Genomic DNA, 13,969 nt, shown 5'->3' on the forward strand with positions numbered 1-13,969 from the left:
ATGAAATTTTTAACCAAATTATTTAAAAGAAACAGCAGTTGGGATTTGCCAAAAATTTCTATTGTCATTCCTTGTTTTAATGCAGAAAAAGAAATTCTAGCGACATTAAAGTCCATTCAAGATTCTCATTATCAAAATGTAGATGTGATGGTCATTGATGATGGATCTGAGCAACGTGCAGAGCATTTTGTTCAGTCATTCAACGATCCGCGTTTCCGTTATTTTTATAAAGAAAATGAAGGACCGGGGTTAACCCGTAATTTCGGTATTGATAATGCCTTGGGTGAATATATCTTTTTCTTGGACTCGGATGACTTAATCTATCCTGACGCACTGTCAAACTTGATGGATTATGCTTTGGCACATCAACTTGATTGTGTGTCGGGCGTCACAGTAAGACGAGATATCAATACAGGTGTAGAAGGCGAGTGGTTCAGACGGCTTTATCAAACCAAAAAAGTAAATCTATTGGTAAATCGCTTGGCTTTGTATGATGATACACTCACCACCAATAAATTATATCGAGTGGAAGCACTAAAACAGCACGACATCTATTTTGAAACAGGTTTATACGAAGATAAGCTGTTTACAGCCAAGCTATACTCCAAACTTGACCGTATCGGCTTGATTGATAACCGTGTTTATATATGGTTGGTGTATGGTAATCAAACCAGTATTACCACATCAAAATCATTAAGCAACTTTCAAGAGCGTATGGTTGCCATTGAAAAGCTATGGCAATATATTCCTGAAGTTCGTAAAGCATATCAAATTGCGTTTTATATGAACCACGATTTGCTGATTTATCTGCGTGAGTTTGTGTTTTATCCGCAAGCGGTAAAAGACGAAATCTATGAAACCGCAAAAGAGTTTATCCAAAAACACTACCATTATGTCTATCCACGCCTTGTGCCTGCCAGCTTTAACCGAGCTTGTTTGGACGCATTATGCGAAGGCGATAAAGACAAATTCATCTACACTGCCGACATCTTATCGCAAGTGTTCCAAGATGAACAAAAAACCAAACAACGCATTTAAATGCCGTCTGAAAAAGGCCGCAAACTGATACTTTTTTTGAAAAATACTGGGGTTAAACAATGACAAATACCATTCCAACCAACAACATTGAAAAAATCTGGATAGCCAACGCCACGTTCTTTATCGAAGGGCTTGCCTATCTGCAAGGCTATGACGCACCCGATTACCGCTATTTGCATAAGCACATCAAATTTAGAAACCTGCTCAATGATGATGAAGCAGAATTTGTTTTAGGTACAGTACCCAAAAAAGAACTCAGCAGCCAACCGTTTAACGGCAAAACCTATAACTACACCGCCGCAGGTACGGCAACGGTAGGTTTTAAAGGCATTGATGTCAGTTTTTTAGAAGACGGCATTTATGAAGTGCAAATCTCAGTTTCTGCCGATAAAAATGTCCGCAACTATGTCAGCCTAGTGATGGCAGACGCAGCCTTAGATAAGCATTCGTGTGATGATTTTTGTGAGTATCGCCTGTTTGAAGAGAGCGGCAAAGTGTATCTTGCCAAAAAAGACATCATCGGCACTGATGTACCGTCAGGCAGCCATATCAGTGTAGAAGGCTCTTGGACGGACGGCACGATATTTCATGTTGAAGGTGAATTTATCGTCGCCGAAGCGCCATTAAGCAATTTTAGACAAGGAAAATATTATCTGGTGCTGCGAAAACACATTACCAAAAAACAATATGTATTCGAGCTTGGGCAAGTGCGTAAAAATAATCTTGGTGCAAGAATTGGTAAGCCTAGTGTTAACTATAATGCTAGTTACTTTGCCACCTTGCAATTAAAAGGTATTGAAACTCGCCAATTTGAATTGGGCGTGTATGATCTATATGTGTCTTTAGCATATGGCAATAAGATCTTTACTGCTAAGTTGGATAAGCTGTTACAGATTGTCAATAGAGAAGCGTGCTTCCTAATGGATTAAACGCCATTCAAACCAGAAAAATGCTGCTTGATCAAAACTTTGACGAGCGTACATTAACTGACAATATGTATGCAATGCATGTTTGGAACAACACCTTTAGAAAAACGGATTTGTACCAACAAGGCAAAAGCGTCAATAATTCCATCTTGCAGCATTTGATGGATAAATATCGGGATTTTATGTAAGTAGTGTTTTTTAAGTAAGGTGCCATAAGGTTGATATTTTGTGTAGTAAACGCATTATATCCATACCTTATGTGCGCTTTTTTATTGGTTGTAGCAGAATTGTAAGCGTAATATTGGGTTATTGTGTTTATCTGTTTGTTATTTGATATGTCTATAAGATATGTTGTGTGAAAATGTAATGCGCTATAGAGCATTATGTGATTTCTTATTATAATAATAGCTTATTGATATCTGTAATTTTCACTATAACTGATATGTCCCAATCTCTTATCTTTTCCCGTGGTCTTTTAGCAATACCTCATCTTAAGGTATTTTTACCTGAATGTGAGCTTTGTACTTATTCTGTTTTGCGCAAACCTCCCAAAGTGGAACAGGTAATCGGGTGGGGGTTGCGTCCGACTACGCGTCGAGCAAGAAGTTATGCGAGACAGCACAACTTGCCTTTTGTTGCTCTCGAAGACGGCTTTTTACGTTCAGTCGGTCTAGGGGTTGAAGGGTATCCACCGTTTTCTTTAGTTTATGATGATATTGGTATTTATTACGATACAACGCGTTCATCTCGTTTAGAGCAACTTATTTTAAAGAGCGGTGAATTATCAGAGCATTTTTTGGCAGATAGCCAGCGCGCGATGGACTTGATCTGCCAATATCAATTGTCGAAGTATAACCATGCGCCTGATATGGTATTTGATGGTTCGGTTGAGAGACAGATCGTTTTGGTCGTCGATCAAACGTTTGGTGATATGGCGGTTAAATATGGTCAGGCGGATGAAACGTGTTTTATCCAAATGTTGCAAGCAGCAATAGCGGAAAATCCTACATCAGAGATTTGGGTGAAAACGCATCCGGATGTGATTAGTGGAAAAAAACAGGGATATTTGACCGCACTTTCTACTGTGGAGCCTCAAGTCAAATTAGTGGCTGAAGATGTGAATCCTCTTTCTTTGTTAGCTCGGGTAAATAAGGTGTATTGTGTTACCTCACAAATGGGATTTGAGGCATTATTGTTGCATAAACCGGTGGTGACATTTGGTGTGCCTTGGTTTGCCGGTTGGGGACTGACTGATGATCGCCATCCAAATGTAGCCTTGTTACAAAAAAATTCGCGCAGAAAAGACCGCTCTTTATTACAACTGTTTGCTTGTGCTTATTTGCAATATAGTCGTTATTTGAATCCTTATACACAACAAAGTGGCACGATTTTTGATGTTATTAATTACTTACATCAAGGAAAGCTGCTTAATGATAGGCTGCGTGGTGATTTATATTCTGTGGGTATGTCGCTGTGGAAGCGGGCTGTGATTAAGCCGTTTTTCCGGCTACCAAGTTGTCGTTTACATTTTGTTTCTTCGGTGAAACAGCTTGCCAAAAAGCATCTTCCGGCAGATGGACGACTGTTAATTTGGGGCGTTGGGAAGAGTGAAGTATTAGAATATGCGAAACAGCAAAATGTTACGCTATTACACATGGAAGATGGGTTTATTCGATCTGTGGGGTTGGGGTCAAATTTGGTGGCGCCATTGTCTTTGGTGATTGATGACTTGGGGATTTATTTTGATCCGCGTTGCCCCTCTCGTTTGGAGGTATTGCTACAACATCACCAGTTTTCTCCACAAGATAAAATTCAGGCAGAACGTTTACAACAAAAATTAATCCAATCTCATATTGGTAAATATAATGTGGGTCAACTTGGGCTGACATTACAAGGGACAACGAAAAAGATGATTTTGGTTCCTGGTCAGGTTGAAGACGATGCCTCTATTCGTTTTGGTTCGCCTGATGTGGTGAAAAATTTAGATTTATTGAAAAAAGTGCGGTTAAAAAATCCGACAGATTTTATTATTTATAAACCACATCCGGATGTGGTAAGTGGTAATCGAATAGGGTATATTGAGGCGAGCGAGGTTTTGAAATATGCCGATCAAATTGTCGTTGAAGCGAATATATTAGAGTGTATTCAACAAGTTGATGAAGTACATACGATGACGTCATTAGCGGGATTTGAGGCGCTTTTACGCGGGAAAAAAGTATATTGTTATGGCTTGCCATTTTATGCCAATTGGGGATTAACGGTAGATGAAATCCAATTGCCACGTCGTCAACGTCAATTAGCGTTATGGGAATTAATTGCTGCGGTATTGATTTATTACCCGCAATATATTGATCCGAAAACCAAACATATGATTCAAGCGGAACAAGCCATTGATATTTTGGTAAAGCAAAAACAACAGCAAAAAGGAGATGGGCTGTCACGTAGTTGGATGTTGAAGCAATGGGGAAAATTGGTGCAATTGTGTTCTGTATTGAGGTAGCATTATTTTATATGATCTCAAGTTTATTGCGTACCGTTTGAGAAAAGGATATACGTTGAAAAGTAACATGATAAGCGGGGTGTTTTATTACAGTGCATAATCTCGATGAATTAGTTTCAACATCTCATCGTATTTTATTATTACAGGGGCCGATAGGGCGCTTTTTTTCAAGCGTTTGGGACTTGGCTATCTTCGCAAAATAAACGCGTATTTAAAATCAATTTTAATAGTGGTGATGAGTATTTTTATCCTCAAACGGATAACCCTTTTAATCCCATCGCTTATCAAGATTCGTTGGAGAATTTTTCAACGTTTCTTAAGCAGTTTATCGTTGACCACCAGATCGATACATTAGTCTGTTTTGGGGATAACCGTCCTTATCATCTTATTGCAAAAAATATCTCACAAACGTACTCCCTTAATTTTTGGGCATTTGAAGAAGGGTATTTTCGTCCTCATTATGTGACCTTAGAAAAAAATGGGGTGAATGCTTTTTAGCCGATTCCTCGTCAGGCTGATTATTTTTGGGCACAAGATGTGGCTGAAGTTGAGGCGCCGGAAAAAGTGGCTCCGGGTTTTTGGCTAGTAGCTAAATTGGCCACTCAATATTATTGTTATACCCATTTAGATAATGGCAAGTATCCCCTTTATAAACATCATCGTATTTTAAACCTGTTGTATTATATTAAATTATGGGCGGTATCCGGTATTAAGCGTTTGGGATATTGGCTTGGGGATTATACGTTTAGCCGAAAAATTAAAAAACGGAAATTTGGTGATTTTTATATTGTCCCGTTACAGGTCTATGACGATAGCCAAGTACGGGTGCATAGTGATTTTCATAGTGTAGGCGATTTTTTAACGCATGTGCTGGACTCTTTTGTGCAACATGCCCCTAACCATTTGACACTTATTATCAAACATCACCCGATGGATCGCGGGTTTATTGATTATGGCCATATTATTAAAGACTATATTAAACGCTATCCATCACTTAAAAATCGTTTGTACTATGTGCATGATGTGATGATGCCGGTTTTTTTACGTCATGCCAAAGGAATGGTGACTTTAAACAGTACAAGCGGTTTATCTGCCTTATTGCATAATATGCCGGTCATGACTTTAGGTCGCGCCCATTATAATATGCCAGGCCTTACCCATCAGAAGTCCTTAGCTGAGTTTTGGCACTCACCGGAACAACCTAATAGGGAATTATTTCGACAGTATCATCTTTATCATTTGAATAAAACTCAAATTAATGGTTCATTTTATAACCGTGTTATTTTGCGTTATCCTTATAATTTATATAAATGATGGTTCAATGTTATTGCCAAAGTTATCTTTTAATCAACAGGAATCACTATGAAAACTCAACGTTGTGCATGGGCAGGTGAAGAACCGATTTATATTGCTTATCATGATCAGGAATGGGGACGGCCGCAATATGATAGCTTGGTGTTATTTGAGAAGATTTGTTTGGAAGGGCAGCAAGCAGGTTTGTCATGGATTACGGTTTTGAAAAAACGGGAACATTATCGCCAGGCATTCTTTCAATTTGACCCGAAAAAAATTGCAAAAATGACCGCACTTGATGTGGATATATTAATGCAGAATAAGGGGCTAATTCGTCATCGAGGAAAATTGGAAGCTATCATCAAAAATGCACAAGCCTATTTGAATATGGAAAAGTGCGGTGAAAATTTCAGTGATTTTATTTGGGGATTTGTCAATCATCAGCCCCAAATTAATCATGTGCCGGATATAACCAGTTTGCCAGCTAAAACGGAGACATCAAAAGCGATGTCGAAGGCATTGAAAAAACGCGGTTTTGTCTTTGTCGGGGAAACAACATGCTATGCTTTTATGCAATCAATGGGATTAGTTGACGATCATGTGAATGATTGCCCTTGTAAAAAGACATGCCCCTAGACAATTTTTCAAGTATAATCGGAAGAATTTTTGAAGAATAAACGGTTGAGTTCATGAAAAAATATTGTTACACATTACTTTCAGTTTCTGTTTTAGCTGCCTGTTATAGTGGGCAAGCTTCAGCAAATTTAAGGCAGCAATGTTTGCTAGGCGTGCCACAATTTCACGGTGAACCGGTACAAGGTGATCCTAATTCCCTACCTGTCTATATTGAAGCCGATCGTGCGGAGTTAAATCAACCGACCAGTGCGAGGTATGAAGGGGATGTGGAAGTAAAACAAGGCAACCGTTATTTAACCACACAATCTTTAGAAGTGATTCAAACAGGCACCGAACAGAATCCCGTGCGTAATGCCTATGTGAAAGGTGGTGTAACATATAAAGATGATTTGATTAATTTAACTGGATCCGCAGCAAGATTGGATTTAGATAGCAAAGATGGCGATTTAAGTAATGTGGATTATCAGCTTGTTGGTCGTCAAGGACGTGGTACTGCCGAAGAAACTGAGTTACGTTCTCGTTATCGTTTGATGCGTAATGCGACCTTTACTTCTTGTTTGCCTGGCGATGATGCGTGGTCGGTATATGCGAAAGAGATGCGCCAGGATTTAGAAGACGAAGTGGCTGAAATGTGGCATGCGCGTTTCCTTGTGAGAGGTGTACCCGTATTTTATACGCCTTATTTACAATTACCGATTGGCGACCGCCGTCGTTCTGGGCTATTGATTCCGGAAGTCGGGTCGTCAAGCCGTGATGGTTATTTCTATGCTCAACCTATTTACTGGAATATTGCACCGAATTACGATGCGACAATTATACCAAAATATATGTCTCATCGCGGTTGGCAACTTAACGGAGAATTTCGTTATTTAACATTGTTAGGAGAGGGACGATTCGCCGGTGAATATTTGGGTGACGATCGTTATACCGATTATGTGGGTGAAAATCGTTCTCGTCATTTGTTTCATTGGGCGCATAATGCGGCGTTTTGGAATAATTGGCGTTTGAATGTCAATTATACAAAGGTCAGCGATAAACGCTATTTTTCAGATTTTGATTCTAATTATGGAAGTAGTACTGATGGTTACGCGACTCAATTTGTGAAACTCAGTTATTTTCAACCAAATTATAATATTTCTCTTTCCGCAAGACAGTTCCAAGTGTTTGATGAGTCGGATATCGGTCCTTATCGCGCTATGCCACAGTTAGATTTTAATTATTATCGTAATGGCATTGCCGACGGGCGTTTAGATTTTAAATTATTTTCTCAAGCCGTACGTTTTGATAATGATAGCAATCTTATGCCAACCGCATGGCGTTTCCATCTTGAACCGAGTTTAAATTTGCCTTTGGCAAATCAATACGGTAGTGTCAATATTGAAACGAAACTTTATGCCACGCACTATAATCAGCGTAAAGGGCGTAGCGACCGAGCAGAAGATATTCAGCGCTCTGTGAATCGTGTATTGCCACAAGTGAAAGTTGATGCGCAAACGGTTTTAGTTGATCAAAAAAGTTTTATTGACGGATATTCACAAACTTTAGAGCCTCGTGTGCAATATTTGTATCGTCCTTATAAAGATCAAAGTAACATCGGTTCAAGTCTTAATTCAGAATATCTTGGTTTTGGCTATGATTCCACATTGTTACAACAAGATTACTTCTCATTATTTCGTGACCGACGTTATAGTGGTTTAGATCGTATCGCTTCTGCTAATCAGTTTACATTTGGTGGTACGACACGTTTCTTTGATGAAAATGCTAACGAACGTTTTAATTTTTCTTTAGGACAAATTCTATACGTCAATCATTCGCGTATTGATAATTCGGCAGAAAATAGTACATCAGGACGCTCTTCTTCTTGGGCTGCAGAAGCGAACTGGAAGATTAATGATCAATGGAATTGGCGCGGTAGTTATCAGTATGATACGCGTTTAGATGAGACATCTTTGGCAAACTCTACTTTAGAATACAACCCATCAGGGAATAATTTGATTCAGTTAAATTATCGTTTTGCAAGCCAAGCTTATATCGACCAAAACTTAACACGTAGCGCGAACCGTTATAATCAAGATATTCAACAATTAGGGGCAACTGTCGCTTGGGAGATCGGTAATCATTGGGCGATGGTGGGACGTTATTATCATGATATTGCGTTGAATAAACCGATTGAGCAATATCTTGGTGCACAATATAACACGTGTTGTTGGAGTGTTGGGGTTGGGTATCGTCGATATGTAACCAGTAAAGCAAATCAAGAATATAAAGACGATAAAGATACTTTCTACGATCGGAGTATTTTGTTTACGGTTGAATTACGAGGTTTAAGCAATAATCATAATTCAGGTATTAGTCGAATGTTAGGTAAGGGCTTGTTACCTTATGTGAAGCCATTTGACTTGTAATCTAGGCTCAATAGTCCCTAAAAAACCCCCATTATCATAATGATAATGGGGGTTTTTGTTAGCCCTGAAAGACGGGGAGTAAATTAAACATAGCGAGAAAATGAAATAAGGCGGTACAAATACCAAATAATAGGATAAAGAGCAGTAAGGCATTACCTCCACAGACAGTAAACGGATTATCACTTTTCATTTGGCGAGATTTTCGAGCGAGCAGTACTGGAATGATACAAGTCCAGATTGTTGCGACAGCGCCAGCATAACCAATAGCTTTAAGAAAACCGAGTGGGAAAAGCAGGGATAAGGTCAATGGAGGCAAGAATGTGACCGCCCAAGATTTTGCTCGGCCAACTTTGCTGTTATCAAATTTAAATAGATCAGCCAAATAATCAAATACCCCTAAGCCAACGCCAATAAAAGAAGAAAGAATGGCGGCAATGGAAAAGGCATTAATCACTTGTTTAACGGAATGAGATTCAATGACATTGCCTAAGGCATTGAGTAACACATCGAGATTACCATCGCTAGCAATGACGGGGCCGAATTGTTCGCGTGGTAGATTACCAAATATACAGATAAGCCAAAGTAGATAGAGTGAGATGGCTATGAGTGTGCCGCCTAAAATTGCATATTTTGCCTTGCGCTCTTCGCCATAATAGGCTCGCATCGTAGAAACCGAATGATGATAACCGAAAGAAGTCAGGGCAACAGGTAACATACCGATGGCATATACTGAATAATTGCCGTCGGGATTTTGCATATCAAATAACGTACTCAGGTTGATATTAGCGGCAAGACTACTAATGGTCAGTGCGAAAGTGATAGCCATACAGAGGACTAACAGTACGGAGATACGATCTACAATACGGGTTGAATGCCAAACAAAGAATGAGAAAAACAGGACAAAAATCACAGACCAAATACGTCCGCCATATTCACCGAAAGAAATAAACTCAGAGGTTAAGCCGTCTAAAATATTGCCGGAGGCTGTGGTGTACGCATACAGTAAAATACCGCCCACAAAATAAACGGCAAGATTATTTATGATATTAACGGTATTGCCGAGCATATCTTTGGTGACTGTACTAAAAGACGCACGAATATCATAATGTTTGTAGGCTTCAAGTAGTAACCAACCGGATAGTGTCATGACGATCATGGTTAAACAAATAGCTAGAGCAGACCAAATTGTCCAAGCTCCAGCGCCTGATGTAGGTAGTCCTAACATGCCTGCGCCAACACATACACTGGCAATAATACAGGCACCACCAAAAATAGAAGGTGTTTTTGGCATAATCTATATCCTTATTTTCAAAGTGATAAAATAAGCTAAACGACAGCCGATAATTTGTGGTTACCGCACAAAAGTGCGGTAACTTTTTGTAGAGTTATTCAATTTCTTTTAAACGAGCCGTAAAATGACGTAACACTTTAGGTTCGTAGGTGAAGGTCAATCCTTTAATAGATTGTGCCTTTTCTTTTACTTGTTGAAATGCCTCAATAATAAAATCCATGTGTGTTTGAGTATAGGTCGCGCGAGGAATGGTCAGGCGCAATAATTCAGCTGGACAAGGCAATTGATGGCCTGTTTTTGGGTCACGACCTAATAAAAATGAACCGATTTCAACTGCGCGAATTCCGGCTACTTTATAGAGTTCGCAAGCAAGGGCTTGGGCCGGAAATTGTTCCGCTGGGATATGAGGTAAAAGCTTGCCAGCATCAACAAAAGCGGCGTGTCCTCCCGGCTGTTGACAGACCACGCCGATTGCTTCCAAACCATTCACAAGATAGGCCACTTGGTTAATACGGTAGGCAAGCCAATCTTGCTGCATTCCGTCCCGTAAGCCCACAGCTAAGCGCTCCATTGCCCCGCCTTCTAAACCGCCATAGGTAGGGAAGCCCTCTTGTACAACACAGAGGGTACGACATTCGTTATACACCTCTTCCATAGACTGATCTTTGAAACATAATAATCCCCCCATTTGCACCATCGCATCTTTTTTGGCCGACATAGCCAAAGCATCTGCGCAACGATAGCATTCATAAGTGATTTTTTCGATAGACCAATCTTTGCATTCCGCTTCACGTTGCTGAATAAAATAAGCGTTTTCAGCAAAGCGTGCGGAGTCCATAATAACGGGGATTTCATATTTTTGTGCGATAGCATACATCGCTCGCATATTAGCCAATGATACAGGTTGCCCACCTGCAGAATTACAGGTGATGGTGCAAACAATATAAGGGATATGTTGGGTACCGACTTGTTGAATGGTTTGTTCTAGTTTCTCAAGATCAAAATTGCCTTTAAAGTCTTCCTGAATGCTGGTATCAAAGGCTGATTTGGTATAGACATTACATACCGTTGCGCCATTTATTTGGGAATGGCCTTGGGTGGTATCGAAAAAATAGTTAGATAACACAACCATTTTGCTACGATCTAGGCCTTTTTCCTGCTCCCGTTTTTTAATCAGTACTGGGATATAGATCTGTTCTGCTCCTCGTCCTTGATGAGTCGGGATCGTGTATGCATAACCAAAAATCTCTTTAACCGTGTTGGCAAGAGTGTGGTAACTGCGGCTGCCACTATAAGCTTCATCACCGCGCAGCATAGCCGCTTGCATATTTTGTGTAATTGCACCGGTGCCGCTGTCAGTCAGTAAATCAATGAATACATCTTCACTATCCAGTAAAAATGGATTCATACCAGCATTTAAAATGGCGGCTTCGCGGTATGCACGGGTTGTACGTTTGACTGGCTCGATAACACGGATACGAAATGGTTCGGGCAAATGTTTGAAATTTTCCATTATCAATTCCTCTTTTTTACATAAAACAAGATGAGAATAGCGCAAGGCTAAACTGAATGAATATTAAATTAGTAGCAATATGACGAATTGCCTAGAAATTAAAGATAAGAGGTTTTATGGGGAAAAAAGAAAGCCATTTTGGGATCGTGAATAAACCAAACTTGATTAGGTGTAAGAATAACATTAGGCATCAAAATTCTCCGTTTATGGTAAGGTGAAATTTTAAAGCATTTGAGATTATTACAGCGACTCGATGCCTACAATATAGACAAATGAAAAATTTGTCAGCTAATAAAAGGCAAAAGTGTGAGAGTTATCACAAATAATGACTGTATTTCTCTTGTTTTTTAGGAACGAAAGAGAAAAGAACATGGTGTTTCAGGTTATTTTTCGTATAATCATGAATATTTCAGGTGGTTTTTAAGGAGTGGGTATGATTCCCATGTTGGGGATTACAGGCTATAGTGGTAGCGGTAAAACGACATTATTAGAAAAATTATTACCGCACTTAGCAGCGTTAGGGGTGCGGGTCGCGGTTATTAAACATACACATCATGATGTTCAGATAGATAAGCCTGGTAAAGATACTTGGCGCATGAAAGAGGCGGGGGCAAGCCAAGTGATTATGGCCTGTGAGCAACGTTGGGCCTTGATGACTGAAACATCAGAATTAGCCGATTTATCCTACCTAAGTCAGCAATTTGATCCGATGTTAACTGATTTGGTGTTAGTAGAGGGGTTTAAGCATGAACCTATCCCTAAAATTTTATTACATCGAAAAGCTATGACAAAACCACTGCCTGTTTTAGATGAATACGTGATTGCATTAGCAACAGATTATGACGTAGATGTCGAAAAAGTGCGGTTGAATCTCAATGAGATTTCAGCTATTGCACACTTTATTTATCATTGGGTTAATCAACAACAAAATAATGGAACAACAAATAAATAACCATGCGCTTTCTTGGGTAGCCGCGATTGCTTTTTTTATGCAAGCATTAGATGCCACAATTTTAAATACAGCGCTGCCAACAATTGCGACCTATTTGCATGAATCACCGCTACAAATGCAGTTGGCGGTAATTAGTTATGCATTGACAGTGGCGCTACTGATTCCAATTAGCGGTTGGGTCGCGGATCGTTATGGCACTTTACATGTTTTCCGTTTTGCGACGTTGGTTTTTGTATTGGGTTCTATTGCTTGTGCAGCGTCGACTTCTTTAAACCTGTTAGTGATATCAAGGATAATACAAGGTATAGGTGGCGCGATGATGATGCCCGTTGCTCGCTTGGTTATCATTAAAACGATTCCGAAGAATCAATTATTATCATCGTTAAATCTCATGGCGATGGCGGGATTATTAGGCCCTGTACTCGGCCCTATTTTGGGCGGTTGGATCGTGACATATACCACTTGGCATTGGATCTTCTTAATTAATATTCCTATTGGATTGGTGAGTTTATGGGCTTCGAGTCGCTTTATGCCAAATATTAAAGAGGTGCATATTTCGACATTGGATTGGTTTGGTTTTATTTTGTTTGGTGGCGGTCTAGTTGCGTTGACGTTAGGGTTAGATTTAATCGGTGAAAATGTTGCAAAAAAATGGACCGCACTTTCTATTTTTGGTGGGGGTTGTGCATTACTTTTTGCTTACTATTTATATGCTAAGCGTAAGTCAAATCCGTTGATGACCTTAGCATTATATGAAACCCGTACGTTTAGTCTCGGGAGTCTTGCTAATTTGTTGGTTCGCTTTTGCGCTTCTGGCGTACCATTTTTATTGCCACTCATGTTACAAGTTGTGTTTAAGTATAGCCCTGATATGGCTGGTTGGATGTTGACCCCGATTGCCTTAAGTTCAATTTTAGTTAAACCTTGGTTGTCGAAACTATTATCGACCTTAGGTTATAAAAGAACATTATTATGTGCCTCTGTGTTAATGTGTCTATCGGTAGCTGCTATGGGATTATTGCGAGAGACAACTCCTCTTTGGTGGCATATTGTCGTATTGGCCTGTTATGGCGCGAGTATGTCGACTATCTTTTCTGCTGTAAATAGTTTAACGGTGTGTGATTTACCACCCCATCATAATAGTGCAGGCTCTACGATGTTAAGCGTGGTTCAACAAGTTGGAATTGGATTTGGTATTGCGTTATCGGCAGTGATTTTAGGGATTTATCGCCTTTATTTGCCAGCCGATCCACAAGCATTACAACAGGCTTTTAGTTATACTTTTTTTACAACGGCTTCTTTTGGTATTTTATTGCTTTGGTGTTTAAGCTATTTGCGGTCGAATGATGGTGAAGTGCTACAGACTAAGAAGAAATCGTTATAATAAATACCAATTTTGTCTTTAATTCAAGGAT

At 39.6% G+C, this 13,969-nt stretch carries 11 protein-coding genes and 1 pseudogene; 9 read left to right on the forward strand and 3 right to left on the reverse strand.

Features of this window, described 5'->3' with window-relative positions; genetic code table 11:
• From CVP05_RS02965 to lptD, 7 genes and pseudogenes are all read left to right on the forward strand, one after another.
• Complete coding sequence (locus CVP05_RS02965; RefSeq protein ID WP_100288082.1) at positions 1 to 1,038, forward strand: glycosyltransferase family 2 protein; 1,038 nt, start codon at positions 1 to 3, stop codon at positions 1,036 to 1,038.
• A gap of 59 nt (positions 1,039 to 1,097) precedes the next feature.
• The gene (locus CVP05_RS02970) at positions 1,098 to 1,967 is read left to right on the forward strand and encodes a hypothetical protein (protein ID WP_100288083.1); all 870 of its coding nucleotides are present in this window, start codon (positions 1,098 to 1,100) and stop codon (positions 1,965 to 1,967) included.
• A 20-nt stretch (positions 1,968 to 1,987) separates the two neighbouring features.
• Positions 1,988 to 2,152, forward strand: a complete 165-nt coding sequence (locus CVP05_RS12570) for a hypothetical protein (RefSeq protein ID WP_165773112.1) — start codon at positions 1,988 to 1,990, stop codon at positions 2,150 to 2,152.
• Between the two features lie 254 nt (positions 2,153 to 2,406).
• Positions 2,407 to 4,464 carry a capsular polysaccharide biosynthesis protein gene (locus CVP05_RS02975; RefSeq protein ID WP_100288172.1) on the forward strand — a complete coding sequence of 686 codons (2,058 nt, stop codon included), beginning with the start codon at positions 2,407 to 2,409 and terminating at the stop codon, positions 4,462 to 4,464.
• Positions 4,465 to 4,550: 86 nt separating this feature from the next.
• Positions 4,551 to 5,778 (forward strand): annotated as a pseudogene (locus tag CVP05_RS02980) (capsule biosynthesis protein).
• Between the two features lie 48 nt (positions 5,779 to 5,826).
• Positions 5,827 to 6,393, forward strand: a complete 567-nt coding sequence (locus tag CVP05_RS02985) for a DNA-3-methyladenine glycosylase I (RefSeq protein ID WP_100288084.1) — start codon at positions 5,827 to 5,829, stop codon at positions 6,391 to 6,393.
• Between the two features lie 53 nt (positions 6,394 to 6,446).
• A complete protein-coding gene (gene lptD, locus CVP05_RS02990) occupies positions 6,447 to 8,798 on the forward strand; it encodes an LPS assembly protein LptD (protein WP_100288085.1) in 2,352 nt (783 codons plus the stop codon).
• A gap of 58 nt (positions 8,799 to 8,856) precedes the next feature.
• On the opposite strand, the gene CVP05_RS02995 is transcribed toward lptD, so the two are convergent.
• From CVP05_RS02995 to tnaC, 3 genes are all read right to left on the reverse strand, one after another.
• Positions 8,857 to 10,089: an aromatic amino acid transporter gene (locus CVP05_RS02995; RefSeq protein WP_100288086.1), complete on the reverse strand. Its 1,233-nt coding sequence runs from the start codon at positions 10,087 to 10,089 to the stop codon at positions 8,857 to 8,859.
• 94 nt (positions 10,090 to 10,183) lie between these two features.
• Positions 10,184 to 11,602 carry a tryptophanase gene (gene tnaA / locus CVP05_RS03000; RefSeq protein ID WP_100288087.1) on the reverse strand — a complete coding sequence of 473 codons (1,419 nt, stop codon included), beginning with the start codon at positions 11,600 to 11,602 and terminating at the stop codon, positions 10,184 to 10,186.
• 98 nt (positions 11,603 to 11,700) lie between these two features.
• The gene (tnaC, locus tag CVP05_RS12875) at positions 11,701 to 11,793 is read right to left on the reverse strand and encodes a tryptophanase leader peptide (RefSeq protein ID WP_100288088.1); all 93 of its coding nucleotides are present in this window, start codon (positions 11,791 to 11,793) and stop codon (positions 11,701 to 11,703) included.
• Positions 11,794 to 12,035: 242 nt separating this feature from the next.
• On the opposite strand from tnaC, the gene mobB reads away from it, so the two are divergent.
• Positions 12,036 to 12,554 (forward strand): molybdopterin-guanine dinucleotide biosynthesis protein MobB, encoded by a 519-nt coding sequence (mobB, locus tag CVP05_RS03010; RefSeq protein ID WP_100288089.1) that lies wholly within the window; start codon positions 12,036 to 12,038, stop codon positions 12,552 to 12,554.
• Positions 12,535 to 13,938 carry a DHA2 family efflux MFS transporter permease subunit gene (locus tag CVP05_RS03015; protein ID WP_100288090.1) on the forward strand — a complete coding sequence of 468 codons (1,404 nt, stop codon included), beginning with the start codon at positions 12,535 to 12,537 and terminating at the stop codon, positions 13,936 to 13,938. The genes mobB and CVP05_RS03015 overlap by 20 nt, the downstream gene beginning before the upstream one ends.
• Positions 13,939 to 13,969: the final 31 nt, after the last annotated feature.

Source organism: Conservatibacter flavescens (genome assembly GCF_002795425.1).
GTDB classification, from domain to species: Bacteria; Pseudomonadota; Gammaproteobacteria; order Enterobacterales; family Pasteurellaceae; genus Conservatibacter; species Conservatibacter flavescens.